Here is a 23,718-nt window from a genome sequence, read left to right as displayed (position 1 = left end):
TGGACATGCAGATGAAACAAATTACCGCCGTCATCAAACCTTTCAAACTCGAAGAAGTCCGTGAAGCGCTGGCCGAGTGTGGCGTGACTGGTTTGACCGTGACTGAAGTCAAAGGTTTCGGCCGCCAGAAGGGCCACACCGAGCTGTACCGTGGCGCGGAGTATGTGGTGGACTTTTTGCCCAAGGTGAAAGTGGAAGTCGTGGTCAAAACCGACGATGTGGACCGTTGTGTGGATGCAATCGTCAAGGCCGCGCACACCGGCAAGATCGGTGACGGCAAGATTTTTGTGACTAGTGTGGAGCGTGTGGTGCGTATCCGCACAGGCGAGCAGGACGAGTCCGCCGTTTAAGCAGCCCAGCGCAGCGCCATGCTGCGCTTTCTCTCAGAGGCTGAAGCGCTCCCAGAGCGCTGCACCCCAGATTCCCGTACAGAGCAGCAAGCTCAGCAGAACGGCAGCACTGCCGATATCTTTGGCCCGTTTGGACAGCTGGTGCCACTCCGGCCCCACCCGGTCCACCACGGACTCGACGGCGGTGTTGAGCAACTCCACCACCATCACCGCGACCACGCTGGCGGCCAGCACGGCAGTTTCCAGCCACGTCTTCCCCACCGCAAACGCTGCAGGCAGCAGAATGAGCGCCAACACGCATTCCTGCCGGAACGCCGGCTCATTCCAACCCGCTTGCAGCCCTGCCCAGGAGTAGCGGGTGGCGTGCAGGATGCGGCTCAAGCCTTTGCGTTGCTTTTGTGGATTCACGGCGGAGCCGGTGGGCGGCGTTGCGGTGCCGGCAGTATTTTTGTGATTCATCGGCTCAAAGGGGCTGAGTGGACCAGTCGGGTGCCGGCCCAGGCGTCATGCCAGAACTGCCTGGTCGGGTGAAAGCGGCTCAAGAGGGCCCAGACCGCAATCCATCCCAGGCAGATCACGATGATTTCGCCGCCAGGTAGCTGAAAGGGCGCCACTGCCAGTAGCGGCGGCAGGAACCAGACCCAGCTCAGCACATAGCGGCCCAGCGCACGGGTTTGGGTGATTTTGCGGCCGTCACGGCCGACGACCCGGATGTTCCATGTCTTCATGGCCAGTGTCTGGCCATGCGCCCAGAACCAGACGAAATAAATACCCAGCACCACAAACAAAAAAGCCTGCAGGCCGTGCCGGTTATCCAGCGCGTAGCGCGTTTGGCTCAGGGTACCAAACAGGTAGCCTGCGAGAAACACCACCCCGAACAACAAAATTCCTTCATACAACCAGCACGCCATGCGGCGGCGCAGTCCGGGTGTTTCCATGTGCATATCCATGTGGTGGGGCAGCCTCGTTCAGGTGAAGCCACGATTGTAGGCATGCGGGGCGATTGCCCCGTGCAGGGGAGCCCTAGCGGGGCTTAATTGCTGCTGGAGTTTTTGGCGGGTGCCAAAGGCAGGAGGGTGTTTTTGTCCACCGGCTGTTGTGCAGCCAACTTGTCCCGCTGCGAGTCAGAAGAATTGCGGGTCAGCGGAACGGGGGTCAGCTTTTCAGGCGCAGGAGCTTTGGTGGCGATGGCGGCACCCGCAGGTTTGACCGCCGCTTTTTTGGCCAAGGCTTCTTTTTCCTCGGGGCTCAGGGCTTGGTAGGCCTCCCAATTCGAGGCGCGCTCGGAGGCGGGCACTTTTTTGGTTTCGGCAAAGTTCAGGCGGGCTTGCTGGCGCTCTTTGGGTTTGAGGGCCGCCCATTCGACCATGCGGCTGTGCATTTTTTCGCGGTCAGCGGCGGACATGGTCGAAAAGTTCTGCGAAAGCGCAATCCATTTGCGTTGCTGGCCTTCTGCCATGGTTTCCCAAGTGGCTTGCAAGGGGGCCAGCGCCTCTTTTTGCGCAGGAGTCAGGCTTTTCCAGGGGATGACCACCGGCGCGGTTAGTACTGCTGGTGCTGTTGCCGCCGGGGTGGGCACAACCTGCGCTACGGACAGGGATGGCAGCAGCCCCGCCAAGATGGCGCAAATGGCAGGCAAACAGACTGCGGCGCTGATGGAGGGCGGGCGGCCAGACATGGCAATGGGGCTTGAGGGCAGGAGGGGCAACACAGAAACCTATTTTTCTTGATTGTTGCGCAAAAACTGGGCGAAGCCCGGGTCTGTGTAGGCGGCGGGAGGTAAAGAATCGGTTAACAGCTCCGCATCCACATCGGCCAGTTCCCGTGCGCGGGAGTCGTCCTGCATCACGCTGATCACGAGCATGCCGGTAATCAGCGCCAGCAATGGGAGCCACGAGCCCAACTGTGTCCACAAGTTGCGCAGGCCGGAGCCCATTTGCAGGCTGGCCTGCCCGGCGCTTCCGAGCACGACAGGATTGTTAGCGGTTTCGGCAACCAGCTTGCGTTTGGCCAGGGCCTGCATGCGCGCGACTTTGAGCCGCTCCGAAATGTCGTGGGGCAACGCGTCGGCACCCTCTTGAAGACGGGAGGTAATCGCGCGCCCGATAGCCTCTTGAATTTCAGCGCCTGAAAGGTGTGATGTTTTTGTAGTCATAGTCGAATTCCCTTTCCTTTCAATGCGTTTCCCAGTGCCTGAACGGCCCGTGAACAATGTGTTTTAACGCTGCCTTGCGAGCATCCCATGGCCGCGGCCGTCTCCGCAACGTCCATATCCTCCCAGTAACGCATGAGGAAGGCTTCCCGTTGACGTGCCGGGAGACGCAAAATTTCTTCCTCAATCGCCATCAGGGTTTGACCGCGCTCTGTTTGGGTTTCGGCGCTTTCGGATTGTTCTCCGCCTGCGCTAGTGACTAGCGATTCGAGCAGGTTGAAATTGTCATCCTCGTCGTCGGACTCAAAGTCGCTGAGGTTGGAAAACAAAGCCCCGTAGGTCTTTTGCCGGCGAAACCAGTCCAGTGTGCTGTTAGACAAAATTCGCTGGAACAGCATGGGTAGCTCCGCAACCGGCTTGTGGCCGTAATGCTCGGCGAGCTTCATCATGCTGTCTTGCACAATGTCTAACGCAGATTCCTCGTTCCGTACATGGTAGGTCGCGCGCTTGAAGGCGCGCTTTTCCACGCTTTTCAGAAAGTCGGACAGTTCTTTTTCGGTCGCCAAGAGATACGGCCTTCAGGTGGCTTAAGTACAGACACCACAGCGGAAAATCCCGCTGGCAGGTGCAGTGTGGTCGTCGATTATTGCACCGCCCGGAGCTTGCCGCTTGGGCGTTTGAAAGTGTGTGCAGAAAGCAATGCGATAATACGAAGGCAAATTAAAAGGCAAACGGGTCCTGGTCCGGTGCAACATTCAATGTGCCCATGGCTTGGACCTTAAGTTCCGCCGCGACTTCACAAGAGTTTGCGAAGGAGCACCCAAGGTTTTTCGTCAGAGAAATTCACAAAGGTTCATCATGGAAATTTCCAAAGCCGACATCGCTTCGGCAGCATCTACATCCAAAACATCTCCGGCTCCCGAATTGCGGGGGGCAGAAGTCCTCGTCAAAGCGCTTCAAGCGGAAAACGTCAAGTACATCTGGGGCTACCCCGGTGGCGCTGTTCTGCACATTTACGACGCTTTTTACAAGCAAGACACGATTCAGCACGTGCTGGTGCGCCATGAGCAGGCAGCGGTACACGCCGCCGATGGCTACGCCCGTGCCACTGGCGATGTCGGTGTTGCGCTGGTGACCTCCGGCCCCGGTCTGACCAATGCGGTGACCGGTATCGCCACGGCGTACATGGACAGTATTCCCATGGTGATCATCTCCGGTCAGGTGCCTACGCACGCGATCGGATTGGATGCCTTCCAAGAATGCGACACCGTGGGCATTACCCGCCCCATCGTCAAGCACAACTTCCTGGTCAAAGACGCCAAAGACATGGCCGAGGTCATGAAGAAGGCTTTCCACATCGCACGCAGCGGCCGTCCCGGTCCGGTCGTGGTGGACATCCCCAAAGATGTGTCCTTCAAGAAGGTGCCGTACCACGGGTACCCCGAGAGCGTGGAAATGCGCTCTTACAACCCGGTACGCAAAGGCCACGGTGGGCAGATCCGCAAGGCGCTGCAATTGCTGTTGGCGGCCAAGCGTCCCTACATCTACACCGGCGGCGGCGTGTTGCTGAGCAATGCGTCCAATGAGCTGCGTACCTTGGTGGACATGTTGGGTTACCCCTGCACCAACACCTTGATGGGCTTGGGTGCTTACCCCGCCAGTGATCGCAAGTTCCTCGGCATGCTGGGCATGCACGGTACGGTAGAAGCCAATAACGCCATGCAGAACTGCGATGTGTTGCTGGCTGTGGGCGCTCGTTTTGATGACCGAGTGATCGGCAACCCGAAACACTTCGCGCAAAACGAACGCAAGATCATTCACATTGACATTGATCCATCGAGCATCTCCAAGCGCGTCAAGGTCGACATCCCTATCGTCGGTGACGTCAAGGATGTGCTGAGCGAGATGATTGCCATGATCCGCGAAGGCGCCGTTAAGCCCGATGCCGGTGCTCTGGGCGCTTGGTGGGACACGATTGAAGGCTGGCGCAGCCGCGATTGCATGAAGTACAACCCGGGCAATGGGGACGTGATCAAGCCGCAGTTCGTGGTGGAAACTTTGTGGAACATGACCAAGGATGCGGATACCTACATCACTTCTGATGTGGGTCAGCACCAGATGTGGGCTGCGCAGTACTACAGGTTTGACGAGCCCCGCCGCTGGATCAACTCCGGTGGTTTGGGCACCATGGGCGTGGGCATCCCCTACGCCATGGGCATCAAGCTGGCCAAGCCGCAAAGCGAGGTGTTCTGTATTACCGGTGAAGGCTCGGTGCAGATGAACATCCAGGAGTTGTCCACCTGCTTGCAATACAACACGCCTATCAAGATTTGTTCGCTGAACAACCGCTACCTCGGTATGGTGCGCCAGTGGCAAGAGGTGGAGTACGAAGGCCGCTACAGCCACAGCTACATGGATGCACTGCCCAACTTCGTGAAGTTGGCTGAGGCCTATGGCCATGTGGGCATGTTGATCGAACGTCCGCAGGATGTGGAGCCCGCTTTGCGCGAGGCCCGCAAACTCAAGGACCGTACCGTGTTCATGGACTTCCGTACTGACCCCACCGAGAACGTGTTCCCGATGGTGCAGGCCGGCAAGGGCATTACCGAGATGCTGTTGGGGTCGGAAGACCTGTAAGCATTTTTTAGTCAAATAGTGCTCTAGCGCCCATGGAATGCGCGCAGACCGCTATCATTTTTGAATGAATCTATTGTCTGCCGAGCCGTGCGGTTACCGCCACACGGGGAGGGCAGCGAAAAGAGGAGTCGGTATTTATGAAACACATCATTGCAGTGCTGCTGGAAAATGAGCCCGGTGCTCTTTCCCGCGTAGTGGGCTTGTTTTCGGCCCGCGGTTACAACATTGAATCGCTGACCGTGGCCCCCACGGAAGACCCCAGCCTGTCGCGCATGACGATTGAGACCCACGGATCTGATGACGTGATTGAGCAGATCACCAAGCATCTGAACCGCTTGATTGAAGTGGTCAAGGTTGTGGATCTCACAGAAGGTGCTTACATCGAGCGTGAGCTCATGATGGTCAAGGTCCGTGCAGTGGGCAAGGAGCGTGAAGAGATGAAGCGCATGGCGGACATCTTCCGCGGCCGCATCATCGACGTGACCGAAAAAAGTTACACCATTGAACTCACAGGCGATCAGTCCAAGAACGATGCGTTTCTGGAGGCCATCGAACGCACCGCCATTCTGGAAACCGTGCGTACCGGCTCCAGCGGCATCGGGCGCGGCGAACGTATCCTGCGGGTTTGACAGAGGTTTTCCTGTGTGGGCTTCGGCTGGCTCACCACACAGGGGTTGTTTGGCGACAGTGTTTACCGTTCGCCCCGAGCTTAGGTGGTTTTTGCAACAGGGCGCTTTTCGCCAATATTTATTTCGGAGAGAAAAATGAAAGTTTTTTACGACAAGGATTGTGATCTGAGCCTGATCAAGGGCAAGACAGTGGCCATCATCGGCTACGGTAGCCAAGGCCATGCGCACGCGCAAAACCTGAACGACAGCGGCGTGAAGGTCGTGGTCGGTCTGCGCAAGGGTGGCGCTTCTTGGGACAAAGTCGGTAAAGCCGGCCTGACCGTGATGGAAGTCAACGATGCGGTCAAGGCCGCTGACGTGGTCATGATTTTGTTGCCCGATGAAGATATCGCTGGCGTGTACAAGAACAACGTCGAACCCAACATCAAGCAAGGCGCTTCGCTGGCTTTTGCCCACGGTTTCAACGTGCACTACAACCAGGTCGTGCCCCGTGCGGATCTGGATGTGTGGATGGTCGCGCCCAAGGCGCCCGGCCACACCGTGCGCAACACCTACACCCAAGGTGGCGGCGTGCCCCACCTCGTGGCCGTGCACCAGGACAAGACCGGCAAGGCTCGTGACTTGGCGCTGAGCTACGCCATGGCCAACGGTGGCGGCAAGGCCGGCATCATTGAAACCAACTTCAAGGAAGAAACCGAAACCGACTTGTTCGGCGAGCAAGCCGTGTTGTGCGGTGGTGCGGTCGAGCTGATCAAGATGGGTTACGAAACTCTGGTGGAAGCCGGTTACGCCCCTGAAATGGCGTACTTCGAGTGCCTGCACGAGTTGAAGTTGATTGTGGACCTGATCTACGAAGGTGGTATCGGCAACATGAACTACTCCATCTCCAACAACGCGGAGTACGGTGAGTACGTGACCGGTCCTGAAGTGATCAACGCAGAATCCCGCGTCGCCATGCGCAACGCGCTGAAGCGCATCCAGACGGGCGAATACGCCAAGATGTTCATCTTGGAAGGCCGCACCGGCTACCCCAGCATGACTGCGCGCCGCCGTTTGACTTCCGAGCACTCCATTGAAGTCGTGGGCGCCCAGTTGCGCGCCATGATGCCTTGGATTGCCAAGAACAAGCTGGTGGACCAGACCCGCAACTAAGCACTGACGATGCTCCTGCAAAAGGCCACCTTGGGTGGCCTTTTGCTTTGGCGGGTATCCGTATTTAACGCCTCTGCTGGCTTACACTGCGCGGGTTAGGCGGTGCCATCGGTTTGGCGCTGTAGCGGCGAATGTCGCCTGTTTGGAGATTGCATGCACGACGGAATTGACACGGAAGCGACCCCCCTAGAGCCGGGTCTTGCTAAAAAGCGACGCAAGGGCATTTATGTGTTGCCCAACCTGTTCACGCTGGCAGCTTTGTTTGGTGGGTTTTATGCGATTGTGATGGCGATGAACGATCGCTTCGATCTGGCTGCTGCAGGCATTTTTTGCGCCATGGTGTTAGATAGTCTGGATGGCCGCGTTGCCCGCATGACCAATACGCAAAGTGCGTTCGGCGAGCAGATGGATTCGCTCTCCGACATGGTGTCTTTTGGTGCAGCACCTGCCTTGATCTCGTACGAATGGGCGTTGCGCGGCTTGGGGCGCTGGGGGTGGTTTGCTGCGTTTGTGTACTGCGCTTGCGCGGCGTTGCGCTTGGCCCGCTTCAATGTGAACACTACGGTGGTGGATAAACGGTATTTCCAAGGACTCCCATCGCCCGCCGCAGCGGCGTTGTTGGCAGGGTTTATCTGGTTGGCGACCGATCAGGGTATTGCCGGCTCCGTGGTGGCATGGCCCATGTTTGCGCTGGCTTTGTATTCCGGCCTGACCATGGTGACCAATGTGCCGTTTTACAGTTTTAAAGATATTCAGATGAAGCGCAGCGTACCGTTTGCGGTAATTGTGCTGATTGCTTTGGGTATCGCGGTGATCAACATTCACCCGCCCATTGTGATGTTTGGCGTATTTGTCGTTTACGGATTCAGCGGCTATGTGGTGTACCTCGTGCGGCGCGCGCGCGGCATTCACACCAGCGTGATCAGTACCTCGACCGACGAGCCCGACGAGCGCGGCTTGCACCGTTAAACCTATTCCGGAGACTTCCATGGCTGACAAACTCATTATTTTTGACACCACCTTGCGCGACGGTGAGCAATCCCCCGGGGCCTCCATGACGCGTGATGAAAAGTTGCGCATTGCCCGCCAACTGGAGCGTTTGCGAGTGGATGTGATTGAAGCCGGCTTTGCAGCCAGCTCCAACGGAGATTTCGAGGCGGTGCAACTGATTGCCAACTCCATCAAAGACTCCACGGTCTGCTCTTTGTCCCGCGCCAACGATCGCGATATCGCGCGTGCTGCAGAGGCGCTCAAAGGGGCGAATAGTGCGCGCATCCACACCTTCATTGCGACCTCTGCGCTGCACATGGAGAAGAAGCTGCGCATGACGCCCGAACAGGTCTTGGAGCAGGCCAAGCAGTCGGTGCACTTTGCACGCAATCTGGTGGCCGACATTGAGTTCAGCCCCGAAGACGGCTACCGCAGTGACCCGGATTTCTTGTGCCGTGTCTTGGAGGCCGTGATTGCCGAGGGTGCGAGCACCATCAATGTGCCGGACACTGTCGGCTATGCGGTGCCGGAGCTGTACGGCAACTTCATCAAGGACTTGCGCGAGCGCATCCCCAACTCCGACAAAGCTATCTGGTCGGTGCATTGCCATAACGACTTGGGCATGGCGGTGGCCAACTCGCTGGCAGGCGTCAAGATTGGTGGTGCGCGGCAAGTGGAATGCACCGTGAACGGGCTGGGCGAGCGGGCAGGTAACTGCAGCTTGGAAGAGATTGTGATGGCGGTGAAAACCCGCAAAGATTACTTCGGCTTGGAACTGGGTATTGATGCCACCCACATTCTGGCGGCGAGCCGCATGGTGAGCCAGACCACCGGCTTTGTGGTGCAGCCCAACAAGGCCGTAGTGGGAGCCAATGCATTTGCCCATGCCTCCGGTATTCACCAGGACGGCGTGCTCAAGGCCCGGGATACTTACGAAATCATGCGGGCGGAGGATGTGGGCTGGACGGCCAACAAAATCGTCTTGGGCAAGCTTAGTGGGCGCAATGCTTTTAAGCAGCGCTTGCAAGAGCTCGGCGTGCAGCTGGAGAGCGAGGCCGAAATCAACGCGGCTTTTGCCCGCTTCAAGGAGTTGGCAGACCGCAAGAGCGAAATATTTGATGAAGATATTTTGGCCTTGGTAGGCGATGAGAGCGTTTCGCTGGAGCGGGAGCACTTTGGGTTCGTTTCCTTGTCTCAGCACAGTGAGACCGGCGAGAAGCCGCAGGCGTCGATTGTCTTTACCGTGGCAGGTAAGGAGGTCAAAGGCACCTCCGACGGCAATGGTCCGGTAGATGCCTCTTTAAAGGCGATCGAGTCCCATGTGCACAGCGGTGCAGAGATGGTGCTGTACTCGGTCAACGCCATCAGCGGGTCTACCGAAAGCCAGGGCGAGGTGACGGTGCGCTTGCAAAACAGCGGTCGCGTGGTGAACGGTGTGGGCGCAGACCCGGACATTGTGGTGGCGTCTGCCAAGGCGTATTTGAGTGCTTTGAACAAGTTGCAAAGTAAATCTGAGCGAGTGGCAGCGCAAGGTTGACGCGGCCGTTCTGAAAAATAGTTGAGGTTTGGCTTGCAAGTAGTTGATCTATTTGACATTTTTTGATTAAACTGCAAGCCAATATTTCAATAAAACGCAGGCGACTCTGTTCGCATGCGTTTTACCCAAAGGAACTACGTTGAAACGCACACTCATTCAACTGGGCTTGGCTGGTTTTCTTGTGTCGGCTTTGCTGATTCCTCAAGGCGCTGCGGCTGCAAGCAAGCAAAAAAAATCGGCAAGCAAACCCACCGTGGTCAAGGTGCATGCCAAAGCCAAGGAAAAAGCTCTTCCCCAGAAGAAGTTGGTAGCCATTAAAAAGACCAAGGGCAGCAAGCCCGTTGCAGTGGTGCAGCCCAAGCCCTCTTTCGGGCAACTGGCCGGTTTGCACGGTACCTCAGACGCATTGGCCTTGAAATCGAGCGTGGCCTTTGTTGTGGACCAGGACACCAAAGAAGTTTTGTTCAGCAAAAACGAAAATGCGGTCCTGCCCATTGCTTCCATCACCAAACTGATGACGGGCGTGGTGATCAGCGAAGCCCATTTGCCGATGGATGAAACCATCGAAATTACCCAAGCCGATGTGGATACTGAAAAGGGCAGTCGCTCCCGTTTGATCGTGGGCACAGAGCTGTCCCGTGGCGAGTTGTTGCATCTGGCGTTGATGGCCAGCGAGAACCGCGCTGCGCACGCCCTCGGGCGCACCTTCCCCGGTGGTTTGCAGCGTTTTGTGGGCTTGATGAATAGCAAAGCCCGGGGCTTGGGTATGGCGGACACCCAATATGTCGAGCCCACAGGCTTGAGCAGCCGTAACCAGTCGAGTGCCAGAGACTTGGCGACCTTGGTGAACTATGCCTACGGTGATCCGACGCTGCGCGAACTCTCTACCTCTACCGGCTACCAGGTCGAGGTGGGCAATCGCACTCTGCAATACAACAACACCAACCGCTTGGTGAAAAGTCCGGCTTGGGATATCGGTTTGCAAAAGACCGGCTATATCACCGAAGCCGGTCAGTGCTTGGTCATGCAAGCCAAGGTCGCGGGCCGCAAGCTGATCATGGTGTTTTTGGATTCCACCGGTAAATTAACGCGTATTGCCGATGCAGAGCGCGTGCGCAAGTGGGTAGAAACCAGCCACCCCGCTGGGGCCAAAGCCTCACCTTTGGCGCTGCGAGGGTTTGATAGCCGCATCGCTACCAACTAAAAACGAAACCCCGGCAAGTCCGGGGTTTCGTTTTTTGGAGCTAGGGCTTCTAGGCGGCTATCGCAAGGCGGGCCTGAAGCCAAGCGTTTCAGAAATATGTTGCGCAGTCTCTTTGAGCTTGGGGAGCCAGTGGTCTTCCAAGCGGCCTGAAGGCGCGGAAATCGAGAGGCCGGCAATCAGTTTGCCTTGGTCATCGTAAATGCCCGCTGCCATGCAGCGTACACCCAGCTCCAGCTCTTCGTTGTCACTGGCCTGTCCATACTGGCGGACTTTTGCCAATTCCCGCTCCAGCGCGTCCAGTTCGGTGATGCTGTTTTTGGTGTGGCCCTGTAAGCCGGTACGGGTCGCGTAAGAGCGAATGCGCAGTGGATCGTCCGCTGCCAAAAAGAGCTTGCCCACCGAGGTGAGGTGCAAGGGGGCACGTCCCCCGATCGCGCGTACCACCTGCATGCCACTGCGTTCGCTATAGGCGCGCTCGACATAAATGATTTCGTCACCCTGGCGCATGCTCAGGTTCACCGGCTGCTGGGTGAGCTTGTGCAGTTCGCGCATGGGCCCTAGCGCGGCATCACGCACGTTCAGGCGGGCTTTGACCAAATTGCCGAGCTCCAGCAAACGCATGCCCAGGCGGTAGCTGCCGGATTGGGGGCGATCCACAAACCTGCCTGACACCAAGTCATTCAGGATGCGGTGCGTGGTGGAGGGGTGCAGCCCGGCCCGCTCGCTGATTTCCTTGAGAGGAATGGCATCTTCTCGGGATGCTAGGACATCGATGAGCGTGAACATGCGTTCCAGCACTTGCACGGCGGGAGCGGCTTGGGGATCGTGTTCTTTTTTAGTCATGGTGTGGTGTATCTGGCGATGTTAACCCGCCCGCACACGGGGCTTTTGGTTGAGAGTCGCCAGCGATCGTCCACCGCCCGTGAATGAGCACTTCGTGAGGGGTAAACCGGGCTTTGTATTGCATTTTCTGGCTATCGCGAATCCAGTAACCCAAGTACACATAAGGCAGCCCGAGTTGCTTGGCTTGTTCGATTTGCCACAGAATATTGAACGTCCCGTAACTGCCACGCGGTATTGGGTCGAAGAAGGTGTAAACGGCGGATAGCCCGTCGTCCAACACGTCGAGAATGGACACCATTCTTAAGGCTCCCAGTTCGCCGGTGTCCGTCGTTGGGTCCCGGAACTCCACCAGTCGCGAGTTCACCCGGCTGTGCAGCAGAAATTGCACATACTGGTCCACACTGTCTTGATCCATGCCGCCGCCTGCGTGGCGGGTGGTTTGGTAGCGCAGATACAAGTCATAGTGCTCTTGCGAGAAGCCCAGATTCATCACCCGCGCCTGTAGCAAGCGGTGCCGGCGTTGTGCCTGCCGTTGGCTCTTGTCGGCTTGGAAGGCACGTACCGGAATCCGCAGTGGCGTGCATGCGGTGCAGCCATCGCAATAGGGGCGGTAGGTGAATAAGCCGCTGCGGCGGAAACCTTTGGCCACCAAATCCGAGTAGGTGCTGGTGTCTATCAAGTGGCTGGGAGTGGCAACTTGAGAGCGCGCCTGCCGGTCTGGCAAGTAGCTGCACTCGTAAGGCGCAGTGGCGTAAAACTGCAGCGTGTGGATGGGGAGATCGGTCAAGTCTGTCATGGGCGATTCGTGCAGGCTGACTCCAAGATATCCCAGTATAGGGGCCTGAATTCCCAGTGCAGTGCCGGTTGGGTAACCGCGGCACTCAAGTAGTTTGCAAACGACTCCCGGGTGACGGGCCTCGCGCCCATGAATGCAAGGTGGGAGGTCACTTGCTGGCAATCGACCCACGCTACGTCTTGCGATAACAGCATTCCCACCAAAGCGGCCAGCGCGATTTTGGATGCATCTGTCTTCCGGCTGAACATGGATTCACCAAATACGGCATGCCCTATGCAAATGCAGTACAGGCCGCCTACCAGCGTGCCGTCTTGCCAGGTTTCAACGCTGTGGGCGTGGCCCATGCGATGGAGCTGTGCATAAGCGGCTTGCATCTCCGGTTGTATCCAAGTGCCCGTCTGCCCATCGCGAGGATTGCTGGCGCAGAGGGACATGACTTCGGCAAAGCGGGTGTCCACCCGGATTTCGCATTCGGAAGACGCTCGAAATTTACGGATAACGCGCTTGAGCGATTGGTGCAGCCTGAATTCACGGGTGTGCAAGGTCATGCGTGGGTCAGTGCTCCACCACAAAATGGGCTGCCCTTGGCTGTACCAAGGAAAAATGCCCCGTGAGTAGGCTTGGAGTAGGGTAGGCACGCTCAGGTCTGCACCAGCCGCCAGGAGCCCGGGAGCCTCCGTTTCGGCGCCCCAAGCTTGGGAAATTGCTGGAAATGCATCTCCCGGATCGAGCCAGGGCAAGGGGGGCGGACGGCTTGTCATGGAAGGCGTATCAAATTTAGCAGTGAGAGCCAAAATGGCTCATAAATCGGGTTAGAATACCAGCTGTCGGGGTGTAGCGCAGCCTGGTAGCGCATCTGCTTTGGGAGCAGAGGGTCGCGAGTTCGAATCCCGCCGCCCCGACCATTCTTTCAAAATCAAAGGCTCTAAAGTTGTACTGCTTTGGGGCCTTTGTTCTTTGTGCCCGTAGCTCAGTTGGATAGAGCAACAGCCTTCTAAGCTGTGGGTCGGGGGTTCGATCCCCTCCGGGCACGCCAACGGCTTTCCCTCAAACCGACAACGCCGCCACGGTCGTGTGCAATCCCAGCCAACGTTGGGCGGCCGATTGCAGGGCATTGGTATCCCCCGTGCTGTAAAAAATAGACGGTGAGCGCTCCGCTTCCGTAGCGTTGTGCAGTGCGTTTACGGCGTGCAGCAAGCGGCGGGTTTGGCGGGCAACAGGTGCGCCACCTTCCAGGTAGACCACCTCGTCCCCGGTTCCCTTGCGCAGAGCGTCCTCTGCAAACGGGTAGTGGGTACAACCCAGCACCAAGGTGTCCATTTGCTCTGGTTGGAGACCAAATGTGCCTATTGCGCTCGTGTATTCTGCGCAAGCAGCTCCTATTTTGATAGCATCAAACTGCTCGATGGCTGGTACCAACCCCGAGCAGGGCTGGAGCACAAACCGGGCTTGATCAGCCAGACTGGCCAGCAGGCGTTTGAATTTTTCACTTTGTAAGGTGCTGCGGGTCGCCATCACCCCGATCACCTTGGTTTTGCTGTGCGCTACGGCGGGTTTGAGCGCCGGCTCAATGCCGATGATGGGCAGCTCGCGATGGGCATCACGCAGGATATGAATCGCTGCCGCAGTGGCCGTGTTACAGGCTACGACCAGCGCTTTGATGTGGTGCTGGCGGAGCAGGTAGTCGGTAACCGCGTGGGATCTCTGGATGAGGTAGTCGTCATCCCGCTCACCGTAGGGCGCGTGGCCGCTATCGGCGACGTACACAAACTGCTCGTGTGGCAACTCGGCCATGAGCGCCCGCAGGACGCTCAGGCCACCGACGCCGCTATCGAACACCCCAATGGGGCGACTGCTCAGCTCCGCCAAGGCCTTAGCGCGACGTGACAGGAATGGATTTGAACTCGCCGGTAGCGATCCGCTTTTGCCATTCGGCCGGGCCGGTGATGTGGGCGCTGGTGCCACCGGCATCGACCGCCACGGTGACGGGCATGTCGACCACGTCGAATTCATAAATGGCTTCCATGCCCAGGTCTTCAAAGCCCACCACCTTGGCGTGCTTGATGGCCTTGGACACGAGGTAGGCTGCACCGCCGACTGCCATCAGGTAAGCACTTTGGTGCTTTTGGATGGCTTCAATGGCGACCGGGCCGCGCTCGGCCTTGCCGACCATGGCGATCAGGCCGGTTTGCGCCAACATCATTTCGGTAAAGCCGTCCATGCGTGTGGCGGTGGTGGGGCCCGCAGGGCCGACAGCCTCGCCGGCTACGGGGTCTACGGGGCCCACGTAGTAGATGACACGGTTGGTGAAGTCCACCGGCAGCTTTTCACCTTTGGCCAACATGCCCTGAATGCGCTTGTGCGCAGCGTCGCGGCCGGTCAGCATCTTGCCGTTGAGCAGCAGGGTCTGGCCGGGCTTCCAGCTGGCTACTTCAGCGGGGGTGAGCGTGTTCAGGTCTACGCGCTTGCTCTTCTGGGTGTCGGGGGTCCAGTTGACGTTGGGCCACAGATCCAAGCTTGGCGGGTCGATGTAGACAGGGCCGGAGCCATCGAGCACGAAGTGGGCGTGGCGGGTGGCTGCGCAGTTGGGAATCATGGCCACGGGCTTGCTGGCCGCGTGGGTGGGGTACATCTTGATCTTCACGTCCAGCACGGTGGTCAGGCCGCCCAGGCCTTGTGCGCCGATGCCCAGTGCGTTGACCTTTTCAAACAGCTCCAGACGCATTTTTTCGACGTTGTCCAGTTCGGCGCCCGAAGCCTGTTTGGCTTGCAGCTCGTACATATCCAAGTCGTCCATCAGGCTTTCCTTGGCCATGAGCACCGCCTTCTCAGCGGTGCCGCCGATGCCAATGCCCAGCATGCCGGGCGGGCACCAGCCTGCGCCCATGGTGGGCACGGTTTTCAGCACCCAGTCGACCACGCTGTCACCGGGGTTGAGCATGATCATCTTGCTTTTGTTCTCAGAGCCACCGCCCTTGGCCGCCACGGTGACTTCCACGGTGTTGCCGGGCACGATTTCGGTAAAGATCACGGCGGGGGTGTTGTCTTTTGTGTTTTTGCGCAGGAACTCGGGGTCGGCTACCACCGAGGCACGCAGGGTGTTGTCAGGGTGGTTGTAGCCCTGGCGCACACCCTCGTTGATCGCGTCGTCCAGCGAGCCGGTGAAGCCTTCCCAGCGCACATCCATGCCCACTTTCAGGAACACGTTGACGATGCCGGTGTCCTGGCAGATCGGGCGGTGGCCGGTGGCGCTCATTTTGCTGTTGGTCAGGATTTGCGCGATGGCGTCCTTGGCGGCGGCGCTTTGCTCGCGCTCGTAGGCGCGGGCCAAGTGCGCAATGTAGTCGGCGGGGTGGTAGTAGCTGATGTACTGCAGCGCTGCGGACACGGATTCAATCAGGTCGGCCTGGCGAATGGATGTGGTCATGGTCAATCTCTGTGGGGAGGTGAAAAGCGGGTAACGCGAACCGGTCGAGTTTAGCGAATGACTCCCACGCCAGCCTGACGCATGGCTTTGACATCCGTCAGTCAGTGATTTGTAAGTGCGTGGGTTAACCATGCGCGCAGTTTTTTAATAATTCCGAGGAGACAAACCCGTGAGCGCATCCAACTCTGCCATTGAGTCCGTCCTGGTTGAAAACCGGGTTTTTCCACCCAGCGAAGCAACAGTCAAAGCCGCACGTATTTCAGGCATGGAGGGCTACAACGCCCTGTGCGCAGAGGCTGACAAAGACTTTGAAGGCTTCTGGTCTCGCTTGGCCAAAGCCAATGTGGTGTGGAACAAGCCTTTTACCCGCACTCTGGATGAGTCCAACGCACCTTTCTATAAGTGGTTTGACGATGGTGAGTTGAATGCCTCTGCCAACTGCCTGGACAAGCACATCGGCACGCCCACTGAAAACAAGGTGGCGGTCATTTTCGAAGCGGATGACGGCACCGTTACCAAAACCACCTACAAAGAGCTGCTGGCCCGCGTGAGCCAGTTTGCCAATGCCTTGAAGGCCGATGGCATCAAAAAGGGCGACCGCGTGCTGGTCTATATGCCCATGACGCTGGAAGGCGTGATTGCCATGCAGGCTTGCGCCCGCATCGGCGCGACCCACAGCGTGGTGTTTGGTGGCTTCTCGGCCAAGGCCCTGCAAGAACGCATCATTGACGCAGGCGCGGTGGCAGTGATCACCAGCAACTACCAGATGCGCGGCGGCAAAGAGTTGCCCCTCAAAGCCATCGTGGACGAGGGCATCGCCATGGGCGGATGTGAGTCCATCAAAACGGTGTATGTGTTCCAACGCACCAAGACGGCTTGTAACATGGTGGCCGGACGCGACAAGACATTTGATGAAGCATTGGCTGGCAAAAGCACCGAGTGTGCCCCCGAGCCTGTAGGTGCGGAGCATCCCCTGTTCATCTTGTACACCTCGGGCTCCACCGGCAAACCCAAGGGCGTGCAGCACTCCACCGGCGGATACCTGCTGTGGGCCAAGCTCACCATGGACTGGACGTTTGACTTGAAGCCTGAAGACGTCTTCTGGTGCACGGCCGATATCGGCTGGATTACCGGCCACACCTACGTGGCCTACGGCCCCTTGGCCGCCGGCGCCACGCAGATCATTTTTGAGGGCGTGCCTACCTTCCCGAACGCGGGCCGTTTCTGGCAAATGATCGAGCGCCACAAGTGCAGCATCTTCTATACCGCGCCCACGGCTATCCGTTCGTTGATCAAGGCCGCGGAGGCTGATGCTGCAGTGCATCCGGATCGTTCTGACCTGTCCAGCCTGCGCATCTTGGGTTCGGTGGGTGAGCCCATCAACCCCGAAGCCTGGATGTGGTACTACAAAAACGTGGGCCATGAAAAGTGTCCCATCGTGGACACCTTCTGGCAAACCGAAACCGGTGGCCACATGATGAGCCCCATGCCCGGCGCAACCCCTCTGGTGCCCGGCAGTTGCACATTGCCCTTGCCAGGCATCATGGCCGCCATCGTGGACGAAAGTGGCAACGAAATGGCCAATGGCGCTGGTGGCATCTTGGTGGTGAAGCGCCCATGGCCCTCCATGATCCGTACGATCTGGAACGACCCTGAGCGCTTCAAGAAGAGCTACTTCCCTGAAGAGCTCAAAGGCTATTACCTGGCTGGTGACGGTGCAGTGCGTAGTGCGGACCGTGGCTACTTCCGCATCACCGGCCGTATTGACGATGTGCTCAACGTGTCGGGTCACCGCATGGGCACCATGGAAATTGAGTCTGCCTTGGTCGCAAAGTCCGATCTGGTGGCAGAGGCCGCGGTAGTGGGCCGTCCGGACGACCTGACGGGTGAAGCCATCTGCGCCTTTGTGGTGCTCAAGCGTTCCCGCCCCGAGGGTGACGAAGCCAAGGCTATTGCCAAAGAGTTGCGCGATTGGGTGGCCAAGGAAATCGGCCCGATTGCCAAGCCCAAGGACATCCGCTTCGGTGAGAACCTGCCCAAGACCCGCTCCGGCAAGATCATGCGCCGCTTGCTGCGCTCGCTGGCGAAGGGTGAGTCCATCACACAGGACACCAGCACGCTGGAAAACCCGGCTATCCTGGACCAGTTGGGCCAAGCCTACTGAACGTAACGAAGGTGGCCTGGCGCCACCTCTTGGGTTCAACAAAAAAGCCGCTGGATTCAGCGGCTTCTTTTATCGGTATGCGAAAGGCTCTAGTTGAGTGACAGCACCCAGCTCGCCAGCTTCTTGGCTTCGGCCTCATTGACTTGTGAGTTGGCGGGCATGTAAGCCGTGCCCCACACGCCGCTGCCACCTTTCATGATTTTGGTGGCGAGTCGGTCAGCCGCCGCTTTGTCACCCTTGTATTTGGCCGCCACATCCTTGAACGCTGGGCCCAAGACTTTTTTGTCGACCATGTGGCATGTCATGCAGTTTTTGGACGTTGCCAGTGCCTGGTCTGCCCAGGCCGCGGGTGCAGTGGCCAAAGCCAAGGTTGCCAGAGCGCGCAAAACAAAGGTGGTCATCGTGGGCTTTCGCAGTTTGGATACTATTGATACAACGAAATTGTAGTAACGCAGGTTGACCCCGGTATCTTCGGGGTTGCCGACTGGAGTGTGTTATGTATTTGCTAGGGCTCGGGATCGTATTGTTGGTGCTGAAGTACATGGAGATTGCGCCCGTGGTCGCATGGTCCTGGTGGACTGTGTTGGCGCCGTTCGGATTGGCAATGGCGTGGTGGGCGTGGGCAGATAGCTCGGGTTACACCAAGCGCAAGGCCATGGAGCGCGAGGATGCGCGCAAGAAAGCACGCATTGAACGCCAGAAAGAAGCCATGGGCATGCTCAGCAGCAAAAAGCGCCGTTGAGTGGCTGCGACATAATCCGAGCTGATTTTTTGTAACCCTCTTTCACAAGAACACACCATGCCAGCCTACCGTTCCAAGACCTCCACTGCCGGCCGCAATATGGCCGGCGCGCGCTCTTTGTGGCGTGCCACCGGCATGAAAGATGCCGACTTCAGCAAACCCATCATCGCGGTGGTCAACTCCTTTACCCAGTTCGTCCCCGGCCACGTGCACTTGAAGGACTTGGGTCAGTTGGTAGCGCGTGAGATTGAGGCTGCGGGCGGTGTGGCCAAAGAGTTCAACACCATTGCAGTGGACGATGGCATTGCGATGGGCCACGACGGCATGCTGTACTCGCTGCCCAGCCGCGACATCATTGCGGACAGCGTGGAATACATGGTCAATGCGCACTGTGCCGACGCCATGGTCTGCATCTCTAATTGCGACAAGATCACCCCCGGCATGTTGATGGCTGCCATGCGCCTGAACATCCCCGTGGTGTTTGTGTCCGGCGGCCCCATGGAGGCCGGCAAGGTCAAGTTGCTCAACCCCACCACGCAGAAGATCGAGTTCAAGAAGCTCGACCTGATCGACGCCATGGTGATGGCGGCTGACGACAAGGTGAGCGATGCCGACGTGGCCGAGGTGGAGCGTTCTGCCTGCCCCACCTGCGGCAGCTGCTCCGGCATGTTCACCGCCAACTCCATGAACTGCCTGACCGAAGCGCTGGGCTTGTCCTTGCCCGGCAACGGCACCGTGGTAGCTACGCATGCCGACCGCGAACAACTCTTCAAACGCGCAGGTAGCCTTGCCGTGGAGCTGTGCAAGCGCTACTACGAAGAAGAAGATAGCAGCATCCTGCCGCGTTCCATGGGCTTCAAAGCCTTTGAGAACGCGATTGCGCTGGACATCGCCATGGGCGGTTCCACCAACACCATTCTGCACATTTTGGCCATTGCTCAAGAGGCTGAAATCGACTTCACCATGGCCGACATCGACCGCATGTCCAAGATCGTGCCCCAGCTGTGCAAGGTCGCCCCCAACACCAACAAGTACCACATCGAAGACGTGCATCGCGCAGGCGGCATCATGGGCATTCTGGGTGAGCTGGACCGCGCAGGCCGCTTGCACACCGATGTGCCCACCGTGCACAGCAAGACCATGAAGGACGCGCTCGACCAGTGGGACATTGCCCGCAATCCATCGGACGCGGTCAAGACTTTCTACATGGCCGGCCCCGGGGGCATCCCTACCCAGGTGGCGTTCAGCCAGGCCGCACGCTGGCCCAGCCTGGACACCGACCGCGCAGAGGGTTGCATCCGTTCGGTAGATCACGCGTTCTCCCAGCAAGGTGGTTTGGCCGTGTTGGTCGGCAATATCGCCTTGAACGGTTGCGTTGTCAAAACAGCGGGTGTCGATGACAGTCTGCTGGTGTTTGAAGGCCCCGCCCACGTGGTGGAGTCGCAAGACGAAGCGGTGGAAAATATTCTGGCTGACAAGGTCAAGGCAGGCGACGTGGTCATCGTGCGTTACGAAGGCCCCAAGGGCGGCCCCGGCATGCAAGAGATGCTGTACCCCACCAGCTACATCAAGTCCAAGGGCTTGGGCAAGGCTTGCGCCCTGTTGACCGATGGCCGCTTCTCGGGTGGTACCTCAGGGCTGTCCATCGGCCACGCGTCTCCGGAGGCGGCAGCGGGTGGTGCCATTGGTTTGGTTCGCAATGGCGACCGCATCCGCATCGACATCCCCAACCGCTCCATCAATGTGCTGGTGTCCGACGAAGAGTTGGCCAAGCGTCGCGTGGAGCAGGACAAGCTGGGTTGGAAGCCCGCCCAACCCCGCCCCCGCAAGGTGTCTGCCGCGCTCAAGGCCTACGCCAAGCTGGTCATGTCGGCCGACAAGGGTGCGGTGCGCGACCTGTCTTTGCTCGACTAAACCCAACCACCCGGGGCCGCTAAAGGCTCCGGGTGCACTGCTCACTCCATGCTGATCCATCCCCAAATTGACCCGGTTGCTTTGGAGCTCGGGCCGGTCGCCGTGCACTGGTACGGGCTGACCTACCTCGTGGCCTTCGGGCTTTTTTTGTTTCTGGGATCCCGCAGACTGCGGCACGCGCCGTTCGCGGCAGTGCAGGGCACTGGAGCTTGGTCGTTCAAGGATGTGGAAGACATTCTCTTCCTGGGCGTATTGGGCGTAGTGCTCGGCGGGCGCATCGGGTACTGCCTGTTTTACAAGCCGGCGTATTACGCCACCCATCCGCTGGAAGTGTTTTTCGTCTGGCAGGGCGGCATGAGTTTTCATGGTGGCATGCTGGGCGTGATTGCGTCCATGGTGTGGTTTGCGGTGTCCCGCAACAAGCCCTTTTGGCAGGTGGCCGACTTTGTGGCGCCTTGCGTGCCTACCGGCCTGGCCTCCGGCCGGGTGGGTAACTTCATCAATGGCGAACTGTGGGGACGGGTCGCCGATGCGTCCTTGCCCTGGGCCATGTTGTTTCGTGATGGTGGCCCGTTGCCGCGGCACCCCTCGCAGATCTACCAATTCTTGCTCGAAGGGTTATTGCTGTTTGTGCTGCTGTGGTGGTATGCCCGCACGCCGCGCAAGCAGGGGCAGGTGGCGTCGGCCTTTTTGTTCGGTTACGGCGTATTCCGTTTCATTGCCGAGTTCTTCCGCGAGCCGGATGCGCACCTCTTGTGGCTGCAGCAGCAAACCGGCATGAGCATGGGCCAATGGCTGTGCGTGCCCATGATTGTGGGCGGCGCAGCCTTGTGGGCCTGGGCAGCCCGCCGCGCCCACTGACATTCAACAGAAATAGGGTTTCGCCCCAAGGGTAAATACGGGGCGAAAAAACACATCGGGTCCTTACCATTGTTTGTAATTACACGTAATTATGAAAAATTACGTGACACCGACAAACCCTGTGGAGCGCTACCGACCCCATGCGAGCCGTCCCCAATTCCTTGCACGACGACGTTGCCGACCGGCTGCGGTCCCGTATTTTTGAAGGGGCTCTGCATGCGGGTGCGTTTATCGACGAAGCCGCGCTGTGCACCGAATGGGCCATTTCCCGCACCCCCTTGCGGGAGGCACTCAAGGTGCTGGCGGCCGAGGGCCTGGTGCGCCATGAGCCCCGTCGCGGCAGTTTTGTCAGCGAGGTCACCGAGCAGGACTTGGACGAAATCTTCCCCGTGATTGCGATGCTCGAGGGGCGTTGCGCCTTTGAGGCCACCCGCAAGGCTACGGCAGCCGATATTGCGGCGCTGGATACTTTGCATGACAGCCTGCAGGCCCATGCGGCTGCGCGCCGCATCCCCGACTACTACGCCGCGAACTACAGCATCCATGAGGCCATCATCACGTTGGCGGACAACCGCTGGCTGGCCCAGGTGATTGCGGATTTGCGCAAGATCCTCAAGCTGGCCCGGCTGCAGCAGTTGCATGCTCCGGGCCGCCTGGAGCAGAGCCTGAGTGAGCACTTGGCCGTGTTTGCTGCCATCCGCGCGGGCGATGCCGATGCTGCTGATGCCGCCATGCGCAACCATTTGATGCGCCAGCGCGATGCCTTGCGGGAGCTGGCCCGCCACGGAAAGAGCAGGTTACTCGCATGACACAGGATTCCTGGATCAACCGGAATGTAGCCCGCCTGCTGCCGCGCAGTTTTAAGGAAAATACGGCTCTAGCGCCCGCAATGTCTGCGCAAGCAGCTCCTAAAAAAGGAGCAAACGATGCGACCGTTCCGGCGCCCAAGCGCACGGGGCCACGCAGCACCCGCGAGCGCCTGCAGGCCACCTTGCGCCAAGGGGATGAGGCGCTCTCGCCCCGCGTGTTGCGCCGCATCCTGCAGGAGTTGCAGGCCGTCATCGATGAGCGCGTCAGTGAGGTTGAAGGCGGGCGCCGCGCCGCGGCCCTGATGGCTTGGTACGCCGGTGCCACACCCGCCCGGCGGCTGGACCTGTGGTTGCTGATGAGCGAAATGTTTGTCGCCGACCCGGTCAAGGCCCAGGCCGCCCAAGCCAAGTTTGCGGCCGCCTTGGGCACGCCGGACGAGGCAGCCGCCGAGGTGCACTACCGCCGCGCCACTGTCTCTCCACGCCGGCGCCTCTTGCAGCGCTTTAGTGCAGACGCCACCGGCATTCGCTTTCTGGTCAACCTGCGGGCAGAGATGCAGTCTGCCGTCAAAACCGACAAGCGTTTGCAGGCGCTGGACGTGGAGATGGAATACATGTTCTCCACCTGGTTTGACGTGGGCTTTCTGGAGCTGCGTCGCATCAGCTGGGATTCGCCGGCCTCGCTGGTGGAAAAGCTCATCAAGTACGAAGCGGTGCACGACATCAAAAGCTGGGCTGATGTGAAAAACCGCTTGGACTCGGACCGCCGCTGCTACGGCTTCTTCCACCCCCGCTTGCCGGATGAGCCCCTGATTTTTGTGGAAGTGGCGTTGGTGGATGCGCTCACCGATTGCATCACGCCGCTCTTGGACGAATCCGCCGACGCAGCTGATCTGAACGCTGCCACGACGGCCATCTTTTACTCCATCAGCAACACCCAGGACGGACTGCGTGGCGTGAGCTTCGGGGACTCGCTGATCAAGCGGGTGGTCGAAACCCTCAAGGCCGAGTTCCCCCAGCTCAAGACCTTTGCCACGCTCTCGCCCATCCCCGGCTTCCGCAGCTGGTTGCAGAAGAACGCAACGGCCCAGCTCGAGCAGTTGGACGACAAAGCCCGCGAAGAGCTGGGCCGCGCCGCAGGCTTTGAGCCGGTCACGGCAGCGCACTTTCTGGCGGCGGCGGAATCGCCCCTGTCCCTCAAGGCCGGTTCACCGGTACAGCAGATGCTGCTGCGCTGCGCGGCGCAGTATCTTGGCCGGGAGACTGTGCATGGCAAGCCCTTGGACCCGGTGGCGCGCTTTCACTTGGGCAATGGCGCGCGGGTGGAGCGGCTGAACTGGGCGGGTGATCCGTCGCCCAAAGGCATCAAGCAGTCTTACGGGCTGATGGTGAATTACCTCTACGACCTCAAGCGCTTGGACAAGCACCGCGAAGGGCTGGCCAGTGGCCGCATTCCGGTGGCCAGTGCGGTGAGCCATTTGTTTTTTTAGTGTGCATACAACGGTTCTTCC

At 58.9% G+C, this 23,718-nt stretch carries 24 protein-coding genes and 2 tRNA genes; 15 read left to right on the top strand and 11 right to left on the bottom strand.

The genetic code is table 11. The annotated features are described in order from the left end of the window. Nucleotides 1-11: 11 nt before the first annotated feature. Nucleotides 12-350, top strand: a complete 339-nt coding sequence (locus FDM28_RS13765) for a P-II family nitrogen regulator (protein WP_138516012.1) — start codon at nucleotides 12-14, stop codon at nucleotides 348-350. A 33-nt stretch (nucleotides 351-383) separates the two neighbouring features. Here FDM28_RS13765 and FDM28_RS13760 read toward each other — a convergent pair whose 3' ends face one another. The 5 genes from FDM28_RS13760 to FDM28_RS13740 all read right to left on the bottom strand — a co-directional run bounded on the left by FDM28_RS13760 (nucleotide 384) and on the right by FDM28_RS13740 (nucleotide 3,068). After that, nucleotides 384-809, bottom strand: coding sequence for a diacylglycerol kinase (locus FDM28_RS13760; RefSeq protein WP_138516010.1), 426 nt, complete (start codon nucleotides 807-809; stop codon nucleotides 384-386). Beyond that, the gene (locus FDM28_RS13755; RefSeq protein ID WP_138516008.1) at nucleotides 806-1,288 is read right to left on the bottom strand and encodes an RDD family protein; all 483 of its coding nucleotides are present in this window, start codon (nucleotides 1,286-1,288) and stop codon (nucleotides 806-808) included. The genes FDM28_RS13760 and FDM28_RS13755 overlap by 4 nt, the downstream gene beginning before the upstream one ends. Nucleotides 1,289-1,383: 95 nt before the next feature. Continuing rightward, complete coding sequence (locus tag FDM28_RS13750; RefSeq protein ID WP_138516006.1) at nucleotides 1,384-2,028, bottom strand: DUF3106 domain-containing protein; 645 nt, start codon at nucleotides 2,026-2,028, stop codon at nucleotides 1,384-1,386. Nucleotides 2,029-2,067: 39 nt separating this feature from the next. After that, nucleotides 2,068-2,505: a DUF3619 family protein gene (locus tag FDM28_RS13745; protein ID WP_138516004.1), complete on the bottom strand. Its 438-nt coding sequence runs from the start codon at nucleotides 2,503-2,505 to the stop codon at nucleotides 2,068-2,070. Continuing rightward, a complete protein-coding gene (locus tag FDM28_RS13740; RefSeq protein ID WP_138516002.1) occupies nucleotides 2,502-3,068 on the bottom strand; it encodes an RNA polymerase sigma factor in 567 nt (188 codons plus the stop codon). The genes FDM28_RS13745 and FDM28_RS13740 overlap by 4 nt, the downstream gene beginning before the upstream one ends. Nucleotides 3,069-3,360: 292 nt before the next feature. Between FDM28_RS13740 and FDM28_RS13735 the strand changes: the two genes are divergently transcribed. From FDM28_RS13735 to FDM28_RS13710, 6 genes are all read left to right on the top strand, one after another. Next, the gene (locus tag FDM28_RS13735; RefSeq protein ID WP_138516000.1) at nucleotides 3,361-5,139 is read left to right on the top strand and encodes an acetolactate synthase 3 catalytic subunit; all 1,779 of its coding nucleotides are present in this window, start codon (nucleotides 3,361-3,363) and stop codon (nucleotides 5,137-5,139) included. Nucleotides 5,140-5,276: 137 nt separating this feature from the next. Next, nucleotides 5,277-5,768 carry an acetolactate synthase small subunit gene (ilvN, locus tag FDM28_RS13730; RefSeq protein ID WP_138515997.1) on the top strand — a complete coding sequence of 164 codons (492 nt, stop codon included), beginning with the start codon at nucleotides 5,277-5,279 and terminating at the stop codon, nucleotides 5,766-5,768. A 135-nt stretch (nucleotides 5,769-5,903) separates the two neighbouring features. Further along, complete coding sequence (ilvC, locus tag FDM28_RS13725) at nucleotides 5,904-6,920, top strand: ketol-acid reductoisomerase (RefSeq protein WP_138515995.1); 1,017 nt, start codon at nucleotides 5,904-5,906, stop codon at nucleotides 6,918-6,920. A 153-nt stretch (nucleotides 6,921-7,073) separates the two neighbouring features. Beyond that, nucleotides 7,074-7,889: a CDP-diacylglycerol--serine O-phosphatidyltransferase gene (pssA, locus tag FDM28_RS13720; RefSeq protein WP_138515993.1), complete on the top strand. Its 816-nt coding sequence runs from the start codon at nucleotides 7,074-7,076 to the stop codon at nucleotides 7,887-7,889. A gap of 19 nt (nucleotides 7,890-7,908) precedes the next feature. Next, nucleotides 7,909-9,447 carry a 2-isopropylmalate synthase gene (locus FDM28_RS13715; RefSeq protein WP_138515991.1) on the top strand — a complete coding sequence of 513 codons (1,539 nt, stop codon included), beginning with the start codon at nucleotides 7,909-7,911 and terminating at the stop codon, nucleotides 9,445-9,447. A gap of 139 nt (nucleotides 9,448-9,586) precedes the next feature. Then, complete coding sequence (locus FDM28_RS13710) at nucleotides 9,587-10,651, top strand: serine hydrolase (protein WP_170211765.1); 1,065 nt, start codon at nucleotides 9,587-9,589, stop codon at nucleotides 10,649-10,651. 57 nt (nucleotides 10,652-10,708) lie between these two features. Here FDM28_RS13710 and FDM28_RS13705 read toward each other — a convergent pair whose 3' ends face one another. The 3 genes from FDM28_RS13705 to aat are packed head-to-tail and all read right to left on the bottom strand — an operon-like array spanning nucleotide 10,709 to nucleotide 13,051. Continuing rightward, nucleotides 10,709-11,494: an IclR family transcriptional regulator gene (locus tag FDM28_RS13705; protein WP_138515987.1), complete on the bottom strand. Its 786-nt coding sequence runs from the start codon at nucleotides 11,492-11,494 to the stop codon at nucleotides 10,709-10,711. Then, the gene (locus tag FDM28_RS13700) at nucleotides 11,487-12,290 is read right to left on the bottom strand and encodes an arginyltransferase (RefSeq protein WP_138515985.1); all 804 of its coding nucleotides are present in this window, start codon (nucleotides 12,288-12,290) and stop codon (nucleotides 11,487-11,489) included. Before FDM28_RS13700 ends, FDM28_RS13705 begins: the two co-directional genes overlap by 8 nt. Next, complete coding sequence (aat, locus tag FDM28_RS13695; RefSeq protein WP_138515984.1) at nucleotides 12,287-13,051, bottom strand: leucyl/phenylalanyl-tRNA--protein transferase; 765 nt, start codon at nucleotides 13,049-13,051, stop codon at nucleotides 12,287-12,289. The genes FDM28_RS13700 and aat overlap by 4 nt, the downstream gene beginning before the upstream one ends. Before the next feature lie 67 nt (nucleotides 13,052-13,118). On the opposite strand from aat, the gene FDM28_RS13690 reads away from it, so the two are divergent. Both FDM28_RS13690 and FDM28_RS13685 read left to right on the top strand, forming a co-directional pair. Then, nucleotides 13,119-13,195 (top strand) — tRNA-Pro (locus FDM28_RS13690). Between the two features lie 54 nt (nucleotides 13,196-13,249). Continuing rightward, nucleotides 13,250-13,326, top strand: a tRNA-Arg gene (locus FDM28_RS13685). Between the two features lie 11 nt (nucleotides 13,327-13,337). Here the strand turns inward: FDM28_RS13685 and murI are convergent. Next, nucleotides 13,338-14,159 (bottom strand): glutamate racemase, encoded by an 822-nt coding sequence (murI, locus tag FDM28_RS13680; RefSeq protein WP_420853023.1) that lies wholly within the window; start codon nucleotides 14,157-14,159, stop codon nucleotides 13,338-13,340. A 4-nt stretch (nucleotides 14,160-14,163) separates the two neighbouring features. Then, a complete protein-coding gene (locus tag FDM28_RS13675; protein WP_138515979.1) occupies nucleotides 14,164-15,717 on the bottom strand; it encodes a fumarate hydratase in 1,554 nt (517 codons plus the stop codon). A 169-nt stretch (nucleotides 15,718-15,886) separates the two neighbouring features. On the opposite strand from FDM28_RS13675, the gene acs reads away from it, so the two are divergent. After that, entirely contained in the window at nucleotides 15,887-17,881 is a 1,995-nt protein-coding gene (gene acs / locus FDM28_RS13670; RefSeq protein ID WP_138515978.1) for an acetate--CoA ligase, read from the top strand. A gap of 89 nt (nucleotides 17,882-17,970) precedes the next feature. Here acs and FDM28_RS13665 read toward each other — a convergent pair whose 3' ends face one another. Further along, nucleotides 17,971-18,282 carry a c-type cytochrome gene (locus FDM28_RS13665; RefSeq protein ID WP_138515976.1) on the bottom strand — a complete coding sequence of 104 codons (312 nt, stop codon included), beginning with the start codon at nucleotides 18,280-18,282 and terminating at the stop codon, nucleotides 17,971-17,973. 95 nt (nucleotides 18,283-18,377) lie between these two features. On the opposite strand from FDM28_RS13665, the gene FDM28_RS13660 reads away from it, so the two are divergent. From FDM28_RS13660 to FDM28_RS13640, 5 genes are all read left to right on the top strand, one after another. Beyond that, nucleotides 18,378-18,623, top strand: a complete 246-nt coding sequence (locus tag FDM28_RS13660) for a TIGR04438 family Trp-rich protein (protein WP_138515974.1) — start codon at nucleotides 18,378-18,380, stop codon at nucleotides 18,621-18,623. Nucleotides 18,624-18,680: 57 nt separating this feature from the next. After that, complete coding sequence (gene ilvD / locus FDM28_RS13655) at nucleotides 18,681-20,537, top strand: dihydroxy-acid dehydratase (RefSeq protein ID WP_138515972.1); 1,857 nt, start codon at nucleotides 18,681-18,683, stop codon at nucleotides 20,535-20,537. A 48-nt stretch (nucleotides 20,538-20,585) separates the two neighbouring features. After that, nucleotides 20,586-21,398 carry a prolipoprotein diacylglyceryl transferase gene (gene lgt, locus FDM28_RS13650; protein WP_138515970.1) on the top strand — a complete coding sequence of 271 codons (813 nt, stop codon included), beginning with the start codon at nucleotides 20,586-20,588 and terminating at the stop codon, nucleotides 21,396-21,398. A 140-nt stretch (nucleotides 21,399-21,538) separates the two neighbouring features. Continuing rightward, a complete protein-coding gene (locus tag FDM28_RS13645) occupies nucleotides 21,539-22,207 on the top strand; it encodes a GntR family transcriptional regulator (protein WP_138515967.1) in 669 nt (222 codons plus the stop codon). Continuing rightward, on the top strand, nucleotides 22,204-23,697 hold the full coding sequence (locus FDM28_RS13640; protein ID WP_138515965.1) for a malonyl-CoA decarboxylase domain-containing protein: 1,494 nt from the start codon (nucleotides 22,204-22,206) through the stop codon (nucleotides 23,695-23,697). The genes FDM28_RS13645 and FDM28_RS13640 overlap by 4 nt, the downstream gene beginning before the upstream one ends. Nucleotides 23,698-23,718 lie beyond the last annotated feature (21 nt).

Origin of the sequence: Rhodoferax bucti, from assembly GCF_005876985.1 — a bacterium.
GTDB classification, from domain to species: domain Bacteria; phylum Pseudomonadota; class Gammaproteobacteria; order Burkholderiales; family Burkholderiaceae_C; genus Allorhodoferax; species Allorhodoferax bucti.
The sequence above is the reverse complement of the archived record's forward strand: the minus strand, read 5'-3'. Positions and strand labels throughout refer to the sequence as shown.